General features: G+C 36.2%; 11 protein-coding genes. 9 read left to right on the top strand and 2 right to left on the bottom strand.

The window, feature by feature from the left end; translation table 11 throughout:
• A partial coding sequence (locus BM201_RS14690; protein WP_092543960.1) for a glycoside hydrolase family 2 protein occupies window positions 1–2,518 on the top strand: 2,518 nt, incomplete at its 5' end.
• A gap of 75 nt (window positions 2,519–2,593) precedes the next feature.
• Here BM201_RS14690 and BM201_RS14695 read toward each other — a convergent pair.
• The gene (locus tag BM201_RS14695; protein ID WP_092543962.1) at window positions 2,594–2,785 is read right to left on the bottom strand and encodes a hypothetical protein; all 192 of its coding nucleotides are present in this window, start codon (window positions 2,783–2,785) and stop codon (window positions 2,594–2,596) included.
• A gap of 490 nt (window positions 2,786–3,275) precedes the next feature.
• Between BM201_RS14695 and BM201_RS14700 the strand changes: the two genes are divergently transcribed.
• Window positions 3,276–4,145 (top strand): glycerophosphodiester phosphodiesterase family protein, encoded by an 870-nt coding sequence (locus BM201_RS14700; protein ID WP_092543964.1) that lies wholly within the window; start codon window positions 3,276–3,278, stop codon window positions 4,143–4,145.
• Between the two features lie 169 nt (window positions 4,146–4,314).
• Here the strand turns inward: BM201_RS14700 and hemG are convergent, their stop codons facing one another.
• On the bottom strand, window positions 4,315–4,842 hold the full coding sequence (gene hemG, locus BM201_RS14705; protein WP_092543966.1) for a menaquinone-dependent protoporphyrinogen IX dehydrogenase: 528 nt from the start codon (window positions 4,840–4,842) through the stop codon (window positions 4,315–4,317).
• A 507-nt stretch (window positions 4,843–5,349) separates the two neighbouring features.
• Here hemG and BM201_RS14710 point away from each other — a divergent pair.
• The 7 genes from BM201_RS14710 to BM201_RS14740 all read left to right on the top strand — a co-directional run bounded on the left by BM201_RS14710 (window position 5,350) and on the right by BM201_RS14740 (window position 18,923).
• Window positions 5,350–6,594: a glycoside hydrolase family 88/105 protein gene (locus BM201_RS14710; RefSeq protein WP_092543968.1), complete on the top strand. Its 1,245-nt coding sequence runs from the start codon at window positions 5,350–5,352 to the stop codon at window positions 6,592–6,594.
• A 4-nt stretch (window positions 6,595–6,598) separates the two neighbouring features.
• Entirely contained in the window at window positions 6,599–8,227 is a 1,629-nt protein-coding gene (locus tag BM201_RS14715; RefSeq protein WP_092543970.1) for a glycoside hydrolase family 43 protein, read from the top strand.
• Between the two features lie 6 nt (window positions 8,228–8,233).
• On the top strand, window positions 8,234–9,082 hold the full coding sequence (locus BM201_RS14720) for a rhamnogalacturonan acetylesterase (RefSeq protein ID WP_217643071.1): 849 nt from the start codon (window positions 8,234–8,236) through the stop codon (window positions 9,080–9,082).
• A gap of 5 nt (window positions 9,083–9,087) precedes the next feature.
• The gene (locus BM201_RS14725; protein ID WP_092543974.1) at window positions 9,088–10,983 is read left to right on the top strand and encodes a pectinesterase family protein; all 1,896 of its coding nucleotides are present in this window, start codon (window positions 9,088–9,090) and stop codon (window positions 10,981–10,983) included.
• A 1-nt stretch (window position 10,984) separates the two neighbouring features.
• Window positions 10,985–12,643 carry a glycoside hydrolase family 28 protein gene (locus BM201_RS14730; RefSeq protein WP_092543976.1) on the top strand — a complete coding sequence of 553 codons (1,659 nt, stop codon included), beginning with the start codon at window positions 10,985–10,987 and terminating at the stop codon, window positions 12,641–12,643.
• Between the two features lies 1 nt (window position 12,644).
• Window positions 12,645–15,251 carry a glycoside hydrolase family 3 C-terminal domain-containing protein gene (locus BM201_RS14735; RefSeq protein ID WP_092543978.1) on the top strand — a complete coding sequence of 869 codons (2,607 nt, stop codon included), beginning with the start codon at window positions 12,645–12,647 and terminating at the stop codon, window positions 15,249–15,251.
• Window positions 15,252–15,617: 366 nt separating this feature from the next.
• Window positions 15,618–18,923: a SusC/RagA family TonB-linked outer membrane protein gene (locus BM201_RS14740; protein ID WP_245758661.1), complete on the top strand. Its 3,306-nt coding sequence runs from the start codon at window positions 15,618–15,620 to the stop codon at window positions 18,921–18,923.
• Window positions 18,924–18,929 lie beyond the last annotated feature (6 nt).

The raw sequence follows: 18,929 nt of genomic DNA on the forward strand, positions 1-18,929 counted from the left end.
GCTTAATAATTATGTGCTTTCCAGTCTAACACGTAAACGACAGTATATTGGGAAAGCCTGGTATCAAAAGCAAATTGAAATTCCTAAGAAATGGGAAGGGAAATCCTTGATGCTTAATCTGGAAAGAGTTTTATGGAAATCTACCGTTTTTGTGAACGGAGAAGAAGTAGGCTCTAGAGAAAGTTTGATCGGGAATCACCAATATGAGCTTTCAAATTTAAAAGCTGGCGAGAATACGATTAGTATTTTAATTGATAATTCAGATTTCTATCCAGATATTAATGTGATTGGCGATCGTTACCCGGTAAAAGTTAATCAGGAAATGGCGCATGCCTATACCAATCATACGCAGATTAAATGGAACGGTATTTTAGGAGATATTTCGATTAGACCTGTTAGCCAAAAGATCTTTAAAAGTGTTGAGGTTTATCCTGATACTAAAACTGGTATTTTGAATATTGAAGTTGCTACAGATAGTAGTACGTCTAAGCCAATTTCAGTAGAAGTTTTAGATAGCGAGGGAGCTTCAGTTTTTTCAGAATCTATTTCAGAATATTCCGAAGAAGAAAATAAAATTCAATTTCAGTTTTCCGTAGAAGGAGCTTTAGAAGAGTGGGACGAATTTAATCCGCAGCTTTATACGGTTCAGGTAGGTACTGAAGAAAAAAAGATCACCAAGACTTTTGGATATCGTAGCTTGAGCCATGATGGCGGAGAACTTACGCTAAATGATCACCGAATCTTTTTACGTGGGAATTTAGAATGCGTGATCTTTCCATTAACCGGCCGTCCGCCAATGCAAAAAGAGGAATGGTTAGATCTTTATCAAAAAGCTAAGGCCTATGGCTTAAACCATTTTAGATTTCATTCCTGGTGTCCTCCTGAAGCTGCTTTTGCTGCAGCCGATGAGATTGGAATGTACCTTCAGGTAGAATTGCCGCATTGGAGTTTAAAAGTTGGGGAAGACGAAAAAACATGGCAGTTTTTAGAAAGTGAAGCCGATAAGATCATTGCAGATTATGGGCATCATCCTTCGTTTCTATTTATGTCTATGGGGAACGAGTTAGAAGGAAACTTCGATTTATTAAATAATCTGGTTTCAGAATTAAAAGAGAAAGACACAAGACATTTATATGCGACTACAAGTTTTTCTTTTCAGCAACCGGTAGGAACTCGTCCAGAACCAGAAGATGAATTTTTTGTAACGCAGTGGACAGATAAAGGATGGATTCGCGGGCAAGGTGTTTTTAATGAATACAGCCCAAATTTTGAAACTGATTATACCGCAAATAGTCGTAATATAGAAGTGCCATTAATTTCTCACGAAATTGGACAATATTCAGTATATCCAGATATTAACGAGATCGAAGATTATACCGGTGTACTAAAGCCATCAAACTTTATAGCCGTAAAGGAAGATCTGGAAAAGAAAAATTTATTATCGCTTGCTCCAGACTTCACAAAAGCTTCTGGTAAACTTGCAGCGATGTTGTACAAAGAAGAGATAGAAAGAGCCCTTAAAACACCTTCGTTTGACGGATTTCAATTGTTGCAATTGCAGGATTTTCCGGGTCAGGGGACAGCATTGGTTGGACTTTTAAATGCATTTTGGGAATCCAAAGGAGCTATTAGTGCAGAAGAATTCAGCAAATTTAATAGCCCTTTGGTTCCCCTGGCTCGATTTGAAAAAGCCATCTATAAAAGTGGAGAACAATTTAAGGCTGAACTGGAAGTAGCTAATTTTTATAAGGAGCTGAAGGATCAAAAACTTGTAGCTAGCCTTACCAATAATAAAGGAGAGGTTATTACTGAAGAGGTAATTGAAAACCTTGATTTAAGTATTGGTAACAATACAGCTTTAGGTACGCTGGAATTTCCTGTAGAGGTAGAAAATGCTGAAGAATGGCAACTTAAAATAAGCCTTGAAGGAACCGAATTTGAAAATAGCTGGCCGGTTTGGGTTTATCCTGAAGAGATTGTAAAACCAGAAAGCGATGTTTATGTAACAGCTTCTTTTACTGAAGCAGATCAACTTCTAAAGCAAGGAAAGAAAGTATTGCTAAATCCTGCTTTAGACGATTTAAACGGAGTAGAAGGTAGGTTTGTGCCGGTATTTTGGAGTCCGGTTCATTTTCCAGATCAGCCTGGTACCATGGGACTTTTAATTGATACTGAACATAAAGCACTAGAAAATTTTCCAACCCAAGAATATACCCAATGGCAATGGTGGGATTTATGTAAACAGTCTAAATCGATAATTCTAGATGATATTTCAGTGAAACCAATTGTGCGAGTGATCGATAATTTTGTGACCAATCACAGCATGGGGAATTTATTTGAAGTAAAAGTAGGAGAGGGGAAACTACTGTTTTCTTCGATAGATATTCTAAGCAATTTGCAAAACAGACCGGCTGCGCAACAATTGCATAATAGTTTAATACAGTATATGAATTCAGATCAATTTACCCCGCAGCAAGAAGTAAACTTCGAAGATTTACAAAAAGCTACTAAAAATTAAGCAGATGGTTAGTTGCTTAAATTGTTGAATTTTAAGGCCTGTTTTAAAAAAAAACAGGCCTTTTTTTGTCGTAAACTAATCTAAAAGATCAACCACTACGATAAGCACATAATTATCGCGTCTATTTAGTGAAAGGTCTACAGATTGAATATGATATTTGCCGTCTAAATGACTTAGCATACGTTCTTTGATAAGACTTTCGATTACAAATGGATTTTCGAAGTCTATAGGCTCAAGGATTTCAATATTAAAGATCTTATTATTCATTTTTCAACTTTTTTAAGTGTAAAACTTTAAGCTTAATGCAGGTTTAGACACTTTATTGTAAAAGGAACATTAAATTTTTAAAAATTCTTAGAAAGCTATTTTAAACCCGATCTGCTAATGTTTTTAGATGAAATTCTAAGCGATTAGAGCTCAGGTTTTTTTTGGCTTTCCCAGCTTCAGTTATTCCTAATATAAAATTAACACTTAGTAACTTTCTTATAACTTTTAAAGTATTCCTCTGGTCTATTTTTGCTTTGACGAAAGACTTTTTTCTTCATATTTAACAGTTTAGTGCATTTAGAAAAGTGGGAAGAATTTATTTCTTCCCGCTTTCTTAAAAAATGAAGAAAGGAAAAAAATACCGTTGAAGAAATGACCAATATCATAATCCGGTTCAACCTTAAATATTAAATTTTCATTGCAAAACCTGTCTTTAGTAATTGATAGGAATTGCTAAAAAAGACAACTAAAGTGGTGACTTTATTGAATTATGAAACACAAGATTTTAATAGTCCTCTTCCTGGTTCTGGAGTGCTGTAAGGCGCAATCAATTAGTTCTTTCCAATACTCGAGAGCAAATCTATTAGATCCTTCACCTGCAGTAATTCTGGTAGCTGCGCATCGCGGAATGCATCAGGATTATCCAGAAAATTCTATTCCGGCAATTCAGGAGGCGATCGATCATCACCTTGATATTGTAGAAATTGATGTGCAAATTACCAAAGACGGCATTCCCATTTTAATGCACGATGATGAAGTAGATCGCACCACCACAGGAAAAGGAGAAGTACACAAGCTTACCTATGCTGAAATTTGTGAATTTAAGCTAAAAGATAAAGCAGGGAAAGAAACTGCTTTTACCGTGCCCAGTCTTGCTGAAGTTTTAGAATTGAGTAAAGACAAAATTATACTTGATCTAGATCTAAAATTAAAAAAAAGACACTTAAGAAAAGTAACCCGACTCATTGAAGAGTTGAAGGCCGAAAATTCGGTATTCTTTTATGAAAGTCGGCATGCCGTGATCAAAAAAATACAACGACAATTGCCAGGAGCTTTGCGCATGACGAAAATAAGTTTAAACCGCCGAGCCGTTAAGAGGGCGATGCTAAAAGCAAATCCTGAAATTGTGCATCTAGGAAATTCTGAAAGAGATCGCGATCCTGTTTTTATAAAATATCTTCAGAATTACTACAAAAAACCCGTTTTTGCCAATGCTTTAGGTGCCTTAGATCTGGAAGTAGAAAAAAATCCAGATACGCTAAATTACTTTATTACTAAAGGGATAAACGTAATTCAAACCGATAAGCCAGAGCTTGTTTTAAACTATTTGGTAGCTAGAGGGAAGCATGATCAGTTTTAGTAGACTCCTATCTTTACAAAAAAGATTACCGAAAATTATCGAGTAAAATATCAATATTCGATATTTTACTCAATAATTGTTGTTAGGTACTCCGAGGTTTTTCCGAAATAATGGTGATTTTAAATCAAATGTCTCAAGAGCATGTTCTGAGGTAGTTTACTGCAGAGTTCTAAGTCTGAATAATTTTTTCTGAAAAAGCTTCTACCTGTCTCCAATCGGTATATTCTATAGGTTTTTCTGTTTTTGTAGGGCCATGCGTCATTTTCATGATCATTTTAATTAGAAGCCGATCAATAAATGAATAAGATGCATAATCTAAACGCCCGGCGAAGACTTCGATCATTTTGGGCTGCCAATCGATATTTTTAAAGAATTTAATCACGTATGGATTGGTATTAAAGCTATTTTTTTCTGCTTTACGTGCGACCAGGTTTACTGAAAAAAATGCCGAGTTTGTCGATTCCAGTTCCCTTTGATGCTTTTCGATAAATTCGGTTACTTTTTTATTATGCTTCCCGTATCGAATGCTGGCACCAATTATAAAATTCGAATATTTAGAAATCGGATTTTCGAAATCGGTAATGCTAAATATCTCGGCACTAAAACCTGCATTTTCAATATGGCGTGCAATCCTTTTGCAGATCTTAAGCGTCTGTCCATCTACTGTAGAATATAAAATTGCCACTCTTTTTTCCATTTTCAGGCTTATTTAGAGTAAACTTCTGTTATGTTGAATTCATCTCGAGTGGTGGGATAAATTCAAACCTTAATTTACTCAATTTTTAACGAATTTCATTCAATTATAATTTATGATTTTATTGATTTCTGCAATTTTTTCTGTTTAAATTAAATGTGGCGTATAAGTACATTTTAGGCTTAATTGTTAGCTTTTATGGTACTTTGCTGTGAAAATCAAATTAATGTTAATCTGTTAAAATTTCATATTAAATTAAATGATTTGACAATTAATTGTTCTTTTATTTGATAATACGATATTAATAAATTATACTTGTAGTCTAAGAAACTATTAGAGTATATGTGATATTTAAATTTTCATCACTAAAATGAATATTTACGAAATCGTTATCGTTCTGGGTTTTAATCAAAATTTCAAAAGATATAATATTTTGAAAGGGATTGAACTTATGTATTTATCTAAAAATGTAATCGATTGCATTATTTAAAAAGTAAGTAAGATTTAAAAATGAATACTATCGAATTTCAAAAATACAGAAGCTTCCTGTTCATTATTATCCTGGCTGTTGTTTCAGTTGGTTGTAAAAACAAGGAAGAAAAGGAAACAGTTACTGTTTCAACGGAGTCTGAAATGAAAATTTCAGATTCCCTGAAATGGTCTGAACGTATGTTACTTTCAGAAATAGCACGTTTTCCAGATCCTACACTTTTAGACTTTAGGGAAAAACCAAAATGGAATTATACCAATGGTTTGATTCTTACCGCTACACAGCGAGTTCATGAAGAGATAAATAAGCAGGCGTATTTCAATTATATCTACGAGTTTGGAGATAAAATGGTAAATGAAAATGGAGAAATAAAAACCTACACGCAGCAAGATTATAAATTAGATGTTCTTAAACCAGGCGATGCTTTACTTTATCTCTATTCAAAAACTAAAGAGAAACGATTTTTAAAAGCGTTACAAACTTTAAGAACTCAGATTACCGACCAACCCAGAACTTCAGATGGTGGCTTTTGGCATAAAAAAGTTTATGAACATCAAATGTGGTTAGACGGTCTTTATATGGCACAGCCTTTCTATGCTCATTATACAAAAATGTTTGGTGAAGGAGAAGAGACTGAAGCTTATAACGAGATTGTAAAACAATTCGCGCTTATTCAAAAGCACACATTAGATGAAAAGACAGGTTTGCTTTATCATGGTTGGGACGAGAAAAAGCAACAGGATTGGGCAGATACCAATACCGGGACTTCTGCCAATTTCTGGTCTAGAGCGATGGGATGGTACGGGATGGCATTGGTAGATGTGCTTGATTATTTACCTGAAGACCATCCCGGCAGAAAGGACATGATTACTTACTTAAATCAATTTGTAAAAGCTGTAGCTAAAGTTCAGGATAAAGATACAGGTTTGTGGTATCAGGTTTTGGATAAAGGAGATTTAGAAGGAAATTACCTTGAAGCAACTGGCTCAGCTATGTTTGTTTATGTGATGGCCAAAGGTGTAAATCAGGGTTATCTACCTAAAGAGTATAGAACAATTGCTGAAAAAGGTTTTCAGGGACTTTTAGATCATCTAGTTGAAGTTGAACCAAACGGAATGGTAAATCTTAAAAAATGCTGTGCTGTTGCCGGTTTGGGAGGTGATCGTGATGGTTCTTTTGAATATTATATTAACGAAGAAGTTAGGGCCAACGATCCTAAAGGAACAGGTCCATTTATAATGGCAAGTTTAGAATTAAATAAATAAAGCAATGCGAAAAATTACATTTATAGCTTTACTACTATTAACTGGTTTTGCAAAAGCACAGGATTCAGAAAATTATAAATCTGAAGTTTGGGTAGCAGATCAGGGAGACGGAACCTATAAAAATCCAATAATACATTCAGATTATTCAGATCCAGATGTTACCAGGGCTGGTGATGATTATTATATGACTTCCTCTAGCTTTAATGCCGCACCAGGTTTGCCAATTTTAAATTCAAAAGATATGGTGAACTGGGAGCTTATCAATTATGCACTCCCAAAGCAGGTTCCAGTAGAACATTTTAATACTCCACAGCACGGAAATGGCGTATGGGCACCGGCTTTTCGCTATCACAATAACGAATTCTACATCTATTGGGGTGATCCAGATTTTGGAATTTATATGGTGAAAACAGACGATCCTGCCGGAGAATGGTCAGATCCTGTTTTAGTAATGGAAGCAAAAGGCGCTATAGATCCTTGTCCGTTATGGGACGAAGATGGGAAAGCTTATCTAGTCCACGCCTGGGCAGGAAGCCGTGCTGGTGTAAAAAGTCTTCTTACCGTACACAAAATGAGTCCAGATGGGACAAAAGTTTTGGACGACGGAAGACATGTTTTTGATGGACACGACGATCATCCAACAGTAGAAGGATCCAAATTCTATAAAAGAAACGGCTATTATTACATTTTTGCTCCTGCCGGTGGTGTTTCAACAGGATGGCAGCTTATTCTACGTTCTAAAAATGTTTATGGGCCTTATGAAGAAAAGATTGTTTTAGAACAGGGAAGCACTTCAGTAAATGGTCCTCATCAGGGCGCTTGGGTAGAAACTCCAAAAGGTCAGGATTGGTTTTATCATTTTCAGGATGTCGATGCGTATGGAAGAATTGTTCATTTACAGCCAATGGATTGGAAAAACGACTGGCCGGTAATGGGAGAAGATCATGATGGTAACGGCATAGGAGAACCGGTACTGACTCATAAAAAACCAGATGTAGGCCAAAGTTATCCCGTGGTAACACCAAAAGAAACAGATGAGTTTACCAGTGATAGCCTGGGAATCCAATGGCAGTGGAATGCCAATCCAAATGTGCTATGGCATGCTAAATTACCGGGTAATGATTACCTAAGGTTGTTTAGTATATCACAACCTGAAGAAGCTAAAAATCTTTGGGATGTGCCTAATTTATTATTGCAGAAATTTCCGGCGCCTTCTTTTACAGCAAGTTCAAAAATCACTTTAATTCCTGAAGATGCCGATAAACCAAGAAAAGCCGGGTTTATCGTAATGGGAAGAGATTATGCTACGCTTACAATCGTTGAAAAAGATGGAGAATTTTATCTGCAACGAACTGAAGCTATTAATGCCGACCAGGGAAAAGAGGAAAAAGTTATAGAGGAAGTAAAACTGAAATCGAATACGGTGTATGTAAAAGTAGAAGTTTCGGCTCCGGATGCGATGTGCCAATTTAGTTTTAGTGAAAACGGAAGGCGTTTTAAAGAGATAGGCGAGCCTTTTAAAGCAAGGGTAGGAAAATGGATTGGAGCAAAGCTTGGCTTATTTAGTGTTAGTCCGGCCGATGCGAAACGAGGAGGTTATGCAGATGTCGAATATTTCAGGATCACAAAATAGATTGCAATGATGAAATTCGATAAAATCATACTTGTTTTTTTATGGAGTCTTTGTCTTGTATCCTGTGGTTCAAAAGAAGAAAAAACTAATAAGCAGGAACAATCTGAACCTGAATCACCCATAACGATTTATTTGATAGGAGATTCTACAATGGCCGATTATAGTGGAGATTACGATGATAAAGATTATATGAAAACAAGATATCCTGTTATGGGCTGGGGACAGGTTTTTCAGCAATTCTTTATTAAGGATAGTTTACCTAAGCTAAGCGGAATTATTAAAACAAATTCTGTAATCGTAGATGATCGCGCCAGAGGAGGTCGTTCTACCCGAACCTTTTTTCAGGAAGGAAGATGGCGAGCAGTTTATAAAGATCTAAAAGAAAATGATATCGTTATTATGCAATTTGGGCATAATGATGGTTCTGAAAGTCATCCAGATCGTTATGTGAATATAGAAGGTTACAAAGAATTTTTAAGATTGTTTGTTAGCCAAACGTTTCAAAAAAATGCGCAGCCAATCATTTTAACTCCGGTTGCGAGAAATTATCCCTGGAAAGATGGTCATCTGGAAAATGTTCATGGAGAATATGACCAGGCTCCAAAAGATATAGCCCAGGAAATGGACGTTCCATTAATAGATCTGAATAAAATGTCTATGGACTTTTTTTCAGAAAAAGGAGAAGAATATGTTTCTGAAAATTACTTTATGAATTTACCGGCTGGTAAATATGAAGCCTATCCCGAGGGGCAAAATGATAATACACACTTTCAGCCGGAAGGAGCTAAAGCTGTCGCACAATTGGTTTTTAAGGGTTTAAAAGATTTATCCGATAGGTCAACTTCAGAAAAATAGCTTCAATGAAAAATTATGTACTGACTTTTATTTTCTTTTTAATAGGGTTTACTTCAGTAAAAGCCCAAAAGGAAAAGCTGAATTTAAAGCCTTATTCGATTGAAACTACCTACGATCATTTAAAAAAATATCATCCGTTTGTAACGCCTATTCAGGAGTTGTCTTCAGAAGATATTGAGTCTAAAAGGGAAGTTGTTTACAAAGAGACTTCAACTTCAGCATTAAAATTAGACGTTTTTTATCCAAAAAACTCTACCGGTGAAAAATACCCGGGAGTTTTGCTTATTCATGGTGGAGGATGGTTTTCAGGAATAAAAGAAAATCAGGCTGTAATGGCACAACATCTGGCAGAAGCGGGATATGTTGCGGTTGCGGCATCTTATCGATTGGGAGAGGAGGCTAAATATCCCGCAGCAATTCTAGATTTAAAAGATGCCATTCGATGGATGAGAGAACACGCAGCCGAATTTAACCTGGATACTGAAAGACTAGCGACTTTGGGTGCATCTGCCGGAGCTCATTTGGCAATGCAGTTAGGAGTAACACCAGATTCAGAAGTTTATAATGAAGAAAATGAAGATTTTTCAACTAAAGTTCAGGCGATCGTAAATATAGACGGAGTTGCCTCTTTAGCACATCCCGAAGCTGAAAAAGGAGCTTTATTAGATGCCTGGTTGGGAGAAACTTTTAAGGATGATCCCGCACTTTGGAGAGAAGCTTCACCCTTGGAATATGTAGATACTACAAGTCCGCCAACTATTTTTATTAATAGTGCGCAACCAAGATTTCATGCCGGGCGAGATAGTTTTGTAGCACTTTTGGATACATATGGAATTTATAATGAGATTCATACAATCCCAAATTCTCCCCATTCATTTTGGTTGTTGCATCCCTGGTTTGAAGAAACTCTTAAGTACACCTTAGATTTTTTAGATAAAAATCTGAAAGATAAGTATGCAGAACCTTACCGAAAAATAACAGTCGCTCAGGATGGAACTGGTGATTTTAAAAGCATTCAGGAAGCGGTAAATTCAGTTCGAGTTTTTGGTCCAGGCGAAGTACTTATCAAAATAAGCAACGGAGTTTATAAGGAGAAATTGGTGATTCCGGCGCATATATCTAAACTCACTTTTGAAGGAGAAAGCAGGGAAAAAACGATGATACTTAATGATGATTATGCCAGTAAAATGAATCCCAAAACAGGCGAAGAATTCGGAACATTTTCATCGTATACCGTATTGGTGAGAGGAGCCGATGTTCATTTTAAAAATCTAAGTATTAAAAACTCTTCCTGTAACCAGGGGCAGGCGGTTGCTTTGCATGTTGAAGGTGATCGTTTTGTAGCTCAAAATTGTAATATTTTGGGTTGCCAGGATACTTTGTATACAGCAACAGAGGGAGCGAGAGAATATTTTCAGGATTGTTATATCGAAGGTACGACCGACTTTATTTTTGGACAGGCCACGGTAGTTTTCAATTCATGTGAGATTAAAAGCCTGGCAGATTCGTACATCACGGCAGCTGCTACACCCAGAAACCAGGATTTTGGATATGTTTTTTACGATTGCAAACTAACTGCCAGTGATGATGTAAAGAAAGTTTTTCTGGGACGTCCCTGGCGTTCTTACGCGAAAACAGTTTTTATAGATACCCAAATGCAAGATCATATTACTGAAGAAGGATGGCATGCCTGGCCGGGAGATGATATGTTTCCGCATAAAGAAAAAACCACTTTTTATGCTGAATTTAATAGTAGCGGCCCAGGAGCTTCGAAGGAAACTCGCGTGGATTGGTCGCATCAATTAGCTAAAAGGCAGGTTGAAAAGTATACGTATAAAAACATTTTTAGAGGTTGGATTCCATTGATGGGAAAACAGCTTAAAAAACTTTATAAAGAATAATATGAGAAATAAAGTCTTAGGTATTATTTCTATTTTTTTACTGAATTTATCTTTTGCATTCGCCCAGATCGATAACCAGGTTGAAGAAGAAATTTATGAAGGAGTTAATTTTCCCATGAAGCATTGGGACACTCCTAACATTAAAAATCAGGATTTTCTAATAACCGATTTTGGAGGTTTAGGAGACGGAATTTTTAAAAACACTGTAGCATTTAAACAAGCCATTTCCCAAGCTACAGAAGTTGGAGGTGGTAAAATCATTGTGCCAAGAGGAATTTGGTTAACAGGCCCAATTGAGTTAAAAAGCGGAATAAATCTTCATCTTGAAGCTGGAGCCGTTTTGTTATTCAGTAGAGATTTTGACGATTATCCTTTAATCGAAACCAGTTACGAAGGTTTAAATTCAGCACGATCTACATCGCCAATATTTGCTAATAATGCTGAAAATATAGCCATTACCGGTAGTGGTGTGATCGACGGAAATGGCCAGGCCTGGCGACCGGTTAAAAAATCTAAAATGACCGATCATCAATGGCGAGATTTGATAAAATCAGGCGGAGTTTTATCTGAAAATAAATCGGTTTGGTATCCTTCAAAATCAGCTTTAAAAGGAAGCGAGTCAGATTTAAGCAGCTTTTCTTTAGAGGAACTTAAAGAAGTAAAAGCCTTTTTACGCCCCGTAATGGTAAGTCTTGTAAACTGTAAGAATATTTTGCTGGACGGCCCTACATTTCAAAATTCACCGGCATGGAATATTCATCCTTTAATGAGCGAAAATATTATTATTAGAAACCTTAATATTAGGAATCCATGGTATGCGCAAAATGGCGATGGTCTAGATATCGAATCCTGTAAAAATGTGCTGGTTTATAATAATACCTTTGATGTTGGTGACGATGCGATTTGTGTAAAATCTGGGAAAGATAAAGATGGTCGTGATCGCGGTATCCCTACACAAAATGTGATTATAAAAAATAATACGGTTTATCATGGGCATGGCGGATTTGTGATTGGTAGTGAAATGTCTGGTGGTGTTAAAAATGTACATATTTCAGATTGTAATTTTATAGGAACCGATACCGGTTTGCGTTTTAAAAGTACTCGTGGCCGTGGTGGCGTGGTCGAGGATATTTATATTTCTAATATCAATATGACGGGAATTGCCACAGATGCCATACGTTTTAATTTATATTATGGCGGAAAGGCTCCAGATCTCTCAGATCTTACCAATATTAAGGAGGACGAGGATGATTATCCTGAAGTTTCTATAGAAACACCAGCTTTTAAGAATATTTATATGGATAATATTCAGGTTATCGAAGCTGAATCTGCCGGATATTTTATGGGACTTCCTGAAATGAACCTGGAAAATATAAAGCTTGAAAATTCTAAAATTCAGGCTAAAAAAGGAATGCGAATTATTAATGCAGACGGGATAACTTTTAACTCGGCTAAACTGATTACTGAAGAAATTCCAATTAAAATACATAATGTTAAAAATGTTGATTTTAGCGAGTTGTTTTTTGAATCTGATTTTGAAAAACCTATTCAAATTTCAGGATCAAAAACAGCTAAAATTGAGCTCAATTTTAATGAAGCTGGCAAAAGCTTCGACTTACAGGAAGGCCTTCAGGAATCTCAGATCATAAAAATAAATTAAGATGCTTAAAAAAGTAACCTACATTTTGCTGTTTGTACCATCGCTGATTTTTGCACAGTACCCTTTTCAGGATTCAAATTTATCTACTGAAGATAGAGTGGAAGATTTAATAGGACGATTAAGTACAGACGAAAAGATCGATCAATTAATGAACGATGCTCCTGCAATAGAACGATTGGGAATCCCTAAGTACAACTGGTGGAATGAAAGTTTACACGGAGTGGCACGCGCTGGATACGCCACGGTTTTCCCGCAATCGATAAGTATTGCTGCCTCCTGGAATAGAGATTTGGTTTATGATGTAGCCACTGCTATCTCTGATGAAGCAAGGGCAAAATACCACGAATATCAGCGAAGAGATCAGCATGATATTTATCAGGGATTAACCATGTGGTCTCCAAACATTAATATTTTTAGAGATCCAAGATGGGGAAGAGGTCACGAAACTTATGGCGAAGATCCTTTTCTTACTGGCCAGTTGGGGATGAATTATGTAAAAGGTCTACAAGGAGATAATGACAAATATTTCAAAGTAGTGGCCACAGCAAAACATTATGCCGTGCATAGCGGTCCTGAAGTTTCCAGGCATGTGTTTGATGCAAATCCTAGTCAGCGAGATTTATGGGAAACCTATTTGCCGGCATTTAGAACTTTGGTGAAAGAAGGCAATGTTCAATCGGTAATGACAGCCTATAACCGAATTTGGGGAGAACCGGCCAGTTCTAATACCTATCTATTTAAAGTTTTACGGGATTATTGGGGGTTTGATGGTTACGTAGTTTCAGATTGTGGGGCAATAAATGATATTTGGGAAGATCATAAAGCCAGTAAAAATGCAACTACAGCTTCAGCATTAGCATTAGAAAAAGGAACCGATCTAAATTGTGGCGATACCTATAAAGCTTTAAAGCAGGCCGTAAAAGAAGAGGAAATTTCCGAAGAAAAAATCGATATCGCATTAAGAAGGTTATTCACTGCACGTTTCAAATTAGGAATGTTTGATAATAATACCGAAGTGCCTTACGCACAGATTCCTTATGCTCAGGTAAATAATTCAACTCACCAGGCACTCGCCAGAAAAGCGGCAAGAGAAAGTGTGGTTTTATTAAAAAATGAGAATCAAATATTACCAATTTCAAAAGATATTAATAGGGTGGCTGTTATTGGACCAAACGCCGATAATGTTCAGTCGCTGTGGGGAAATTATAACGGAACGCCTAAAAATGCGGTGACCATTTTACAAGGGATCAAAAATAAATTATCTCCTGAAGTTGAGATTCTTTACGAAGAAGGCACACCAATTGCCAGTGAAATCCCCAGTATGTCTACGATCCCTTCCATTTACTTTGAAAATAGTGAAGGGAAGCAGGGTTTAGATGCCTTTTATTACGATAATAAAGATTGGGAAGGAGAAGCATTGTTTTCAAGAATCGATGATAATATCGATTTTATTTGGGATATCAATCCGCCCGATCCTCGTTTAGCATTGCAAAATTATAGCGTGAAATGGGAAGGTTTTATAAAAGTTCCTGACAGCGGAACTTATTACTTTAGCGATTGGGGAAAACCTTATTTAGATTTTAAAATAGGCGACACGATTGGAGGCGGAAAACATAAACATCATCCATCCTTGAACCCAAAAGAAATAAAACTTCAAGCTGGAAAAAAGTATCCTATCACAGTAAGATATAGCAATTTATATGGAAATGCTGAAGCAAGTATGAAATGGAGCAGACCAAACAGCAGTTCTAAAGCCAATGCCATTAAAATAGCTGAGCAATCTGATATTGTAGTATTAGCTTTAGGTTTAAATGAACGTCTTGAAGGTGAAGAAATGAGCGTTGAGGTTGAAGGTTTTTCCCGCGGAGATCGTACAAGCTTAGATTTGCCAAAAAATCAGGTGGATTTAATGAAAGCTATTGTGGCAACAGGTAAACCCGTAGTTCTGGTGTTAATTAACGGTAGTGCTTTATCTATTAATTATGCTAAAGAAAATATAGGCGGAATCCTAACTGCAGGATATCCCGGGGAGCAAGGAGGTAACGCTGTTGCCGATGTTTTATTTGGTGATTATAATCCGGCTGGCAGATTACCAGTAACCTATTATAAATCTACCGATCAATTACCAGATTTTGAAGATTATGATATGGAGGGCAGAACTTACAGATATTTTGAAGATGAACCTTTATACAATTTCGGACATGGTTTAAGCTATACTCGCTTTAAATATTCAGATCTTAAAATAACCAATATTGATATACAGAAGGAACTAACTTTTTCAGTAAAGGTTACGAACACGGGAGATTATAATGGTGACGAGGTGCTTCAGTTATATTTTAAAGATGAAAAAGCAAGTACGCCAAGACCAATAGTTCAGTTGGCAGCTTTTAAACGTATTCATCTTAAAAAAGGAGAAAGTAAAGAGGTGAATCTAAGTGTGAACCCAAGACAATTGGCGATGATCAATGCTAACGATGAATTGGTAATAGAACCAGGCTGGTTTAGTATCTACGTTGGAGGAAAATTACCCGAAATTGGAAAAAATTTAGATGAATTTTTAAAGGATCGATTTAGGATTAAAGGAAAGGAGGTTAACTTTGATTATTGATCAATAATTCATCTTGATTTTTCTTGAACATAGTTATTAAATGGGATACAGAGGAAGATGAAATTTACCCCATAAGGTGAGAATACTCTAAATTTTAAATAATTAGGAACAAGGTTGATATCCAGACCTTAATTTGTAGCTAAAACGTATATCTATATTTATTAAATTATTAGTGTGTAATCTACATTTAAATTAATTTGATAAAATTTAAGCTTATTATTTGATAATTAACTATCTATTGTGTAAACTTGTAGTCGAATTAACTATCCTATAACAATTTAAGCGAAAACGATATAGTTTGAACTATAAAAGGAATCAGAAAAAATTTTAAACTAATGTGTAATCGATTGCAAAAAGAATTTACTTATGAAATACAACTACCATAAGATGAAAAATTCCTATCTGAAATTTGCAAAATTGAGACCTGAAAAAAAGGGTGTTTTAAGTTTTGTAATTTTTATTTTATTTGCTTTTACTGGCTATTCTCAGGAAATTACGGGAACAGTAAAAGATGTTAAGACCGGCGAGCCTTTAATGGGTGTTAGTGTTTTAGAAAAGGGCACTCAAAATGGTGCGGTAACAGATTTTGATGGTAACTATAGTATTACTGTTTCCAGTACAGATGCGATATTGGTATTTTCTTATATAGGTTTTAAAACACTAGAGCGCTCTTTAGATGGAGCAACTACTTTAGATGTTTCTATGGAAGAAGATTTAAACCAACTCGGGGAAGTGGTTATTGTAGATTACGGTTATGGAAACGTAAAGAAAGAAGATATGACGGGTTCTGTAGCAACAATGTCTAGCGAGGAGTTTGCTAAAATTCCCGTTTCTAGCGCCGCAGAGGCGTTGGCAGGTAGACTTCCCGGGGTAAACGTGCAAACTGCAGATGGTGAGCCCGGCGCTGCAATTAATATTAGAGTTCGTGGTGGTGGATCTATTACCCAGGATAACTCTCCATTATACGTGGTAGATGGATTTATCGTTGGTGGAATAAACGATATACCACCTAACGATATCGAAACGATAAACGTATTAAAGGATGCCGCAGCAACTGCTATTTATGGGGCACAGGCTGCCAATGGAGTAGTTGTGGTTACTACAAAAAGTCCTGTAGTGGGAAGGGTTTCTATAGATTATAATAACTTCTTTCAATTTAATTATCTGCCTAAAGATAGAAAGTATGAAGTTTTATCTCCTTACGAATACGTTTTCGCTAATTACGAATATGCCAAATTAAGGTCTGAAGCAGATGTGAGAAATTACGAAAGATATTTTGGTGTTTACGATGATATAGATCTTTATCGCTCGATGAATGGGACCGACTGGCAGGACGAATTATTTGGTGATGCGAAGGTTTCCCAATTTCATAATTTAACAGTAAGTGGAGGTACTCAGGAGACAAAAGTACGTCTAAGCGTTAGTAATAATAATGATGAAGGATTACTTTTAGGATCAGGATACGAAAGGACTGCGATTAACTTTAAATTAAATCAGCAATTAGTTGAAGATAAATTAGACCTGGATGTATCAGCACGTATCACTGATACCGAAACTGATGGTGCCGGAACCTCTAGAAATGCACAAATAGGAATTAAAGAAGCGGTACAAACACGTCCTGTAAATGGATTAGCAGACGAGTTGGATATCGATCTTAATCAGCTAGGATCTGATAATGATTTTCAACAGTTTTTACTAAGTCTTATAAGTCCGGTTGAATTATCAGAACAGGATTGGAGAAAAAGAACAGAAAACGATTATGTTTTAAACGCTGCGTTAAATTGGAATATTCTTGATAATCTTAGCTTTAAAACTACTTATACAAGATCTAAGGATTACAGAGAAGAATTACGCTTCTACGGTCCTTTAACTGGAGAGTCTTTTAATAACGGAGGTAGCTTGCCTTTGGGATATAAAGATAATCGAGAAAGTTATTCATACAGATGGTTAAATACATTGAATTTTAAATACAATGAATTAGAAAACCATAGTTTCGATTTACTTTTAGGTCACGAGGTTTATTCTAGTGGAGGAGACCAGTCATTCATTAGAGCTGAAGATTTTAGACTTTCCATCACTCCAGAAGAACTTTTTGCTAATATGGCCTTTGGTAGAGTAGATAATCAATATACAAGAGAGTTTACAGAGAGTAACAGGCTTTCTTTCTTTGGTAGGTTAGATTATCAGTTTATGGGTAAATATTTAGCGACTGTTACGGTAAGAGCAGATGAATCCAGTAAATTTTCAAAAGAAAATCGCGTAGGAGTATTTCCTGCAGTAGCGTTGGCCTGGAAGATCGATAAAGAAGAATGGTTACAGGATTCTGAAGCGATTAATTCATTAAAATTGAGACTTAGTTACGGGCAAACCGGTAATGACAGAATTGATAATACAGCTACTCAGTTTTTATTTAGTGCGACAACCAATCGAGGTCCTGGTTTTGGAAATATGGATAATGTATATTACACTCCAAGTAGCGATGTATTATATAATCCAGATCTGGTTTGGGAAACTACTATAAATAGAAACTTAGGTTTAGATTTCGGACTTTTTGGAAACAGGGTAAATGGTAGTTTAGATGTGTATTATAATACTACTAAAGATCTGTTACTTAGATCTGCAATCCCTAACAATACAGGATTCTCAGAGCAATGGAATAATATAGGTAGCACATCTAATCGCGGGGTAGAATTAGGCTTTAATGCCTATATCGTGGAGAATGAAAACTTCAACTTTTCAACAACATTCAACTTTGGGTTAAACAGAGCTAAGATTGAAGAGTTAGATGGTACAGATGAACGCTTTTTTAGATCGAATTGGGCAAGTACAGATCTAAATAATATTAACGATTATTATCTAAAATTGGGTGGAACTATTGGAGATATCTACGGTTATGTTACTGACGGTTATTATACTGTAGATGATTTTGAAAGCTACGACGAGGTTGCCGAGGAATACATCTTAAGAGAGGGAGTGCCGGCTTCTGGTGCTGTGGTAGGAAATTCAGATATCCGCCCTGGTTTCCTTAAACTGAAAGATATAAATGGTGATGGAGTAATCAATGCAGATGATCGTCAAGTGATAGGAAACACATTACCCAAGTTTCAGGGAGGTTTAGGATTCAACGCGAGTTGGAAAGGCTTTGATGCTTCGATCTTCTTTAACTTTCAGTATGGAAACGATGTTTACAACACAGGGAAAATTCAATTTAACCAGTTTCGTCGTGTAACTTATGGTAACTTATTGCAAACTATGAGTACAGATAATCGTTACACCTATATAGATGCAAGTGGAGATATAACCGGTACACCGGGTGAAATCGTTACAGATTTAGATCAATTGGCAGCGATGAACGAAGATAAAAATATCTGGTCTCATGCAAGTCATGGTATTGCAGGTGCAGTAGTGCACTCCTGGGCGATAGAAGATGGATCTTTTGTAAGATTAAACAACTTAACTTTTGGTTACAGCCTTCCAAAGGATTTGATCTCTAAAGTAGGGATGGATCAGTTTAGAATATATGCGAGTGGAAGAAACCTGCATATTTGGACCAATTACTCAGGTTACGATCCTGAAGTTAGTACATCTGGAAACAATTTAACTCCTGGGGTAGATTACTCTTCTTTTCCAAGAAGCAGGTCATACACACTAGGACTTAATTTAACTTTCTAAAAACTT

The sequence above is a fragment of the Zunongwangia mangrovi genome (assembly GCF_900112105.1).
In the GTDB taxonomy this organism is placed as follows: Bacteria; Bacteroidota; Bacteroidia; order Flavobacteriales; family Flavobacteriaceae; genus Zunongwangia; species Zunongwangia mangrovi.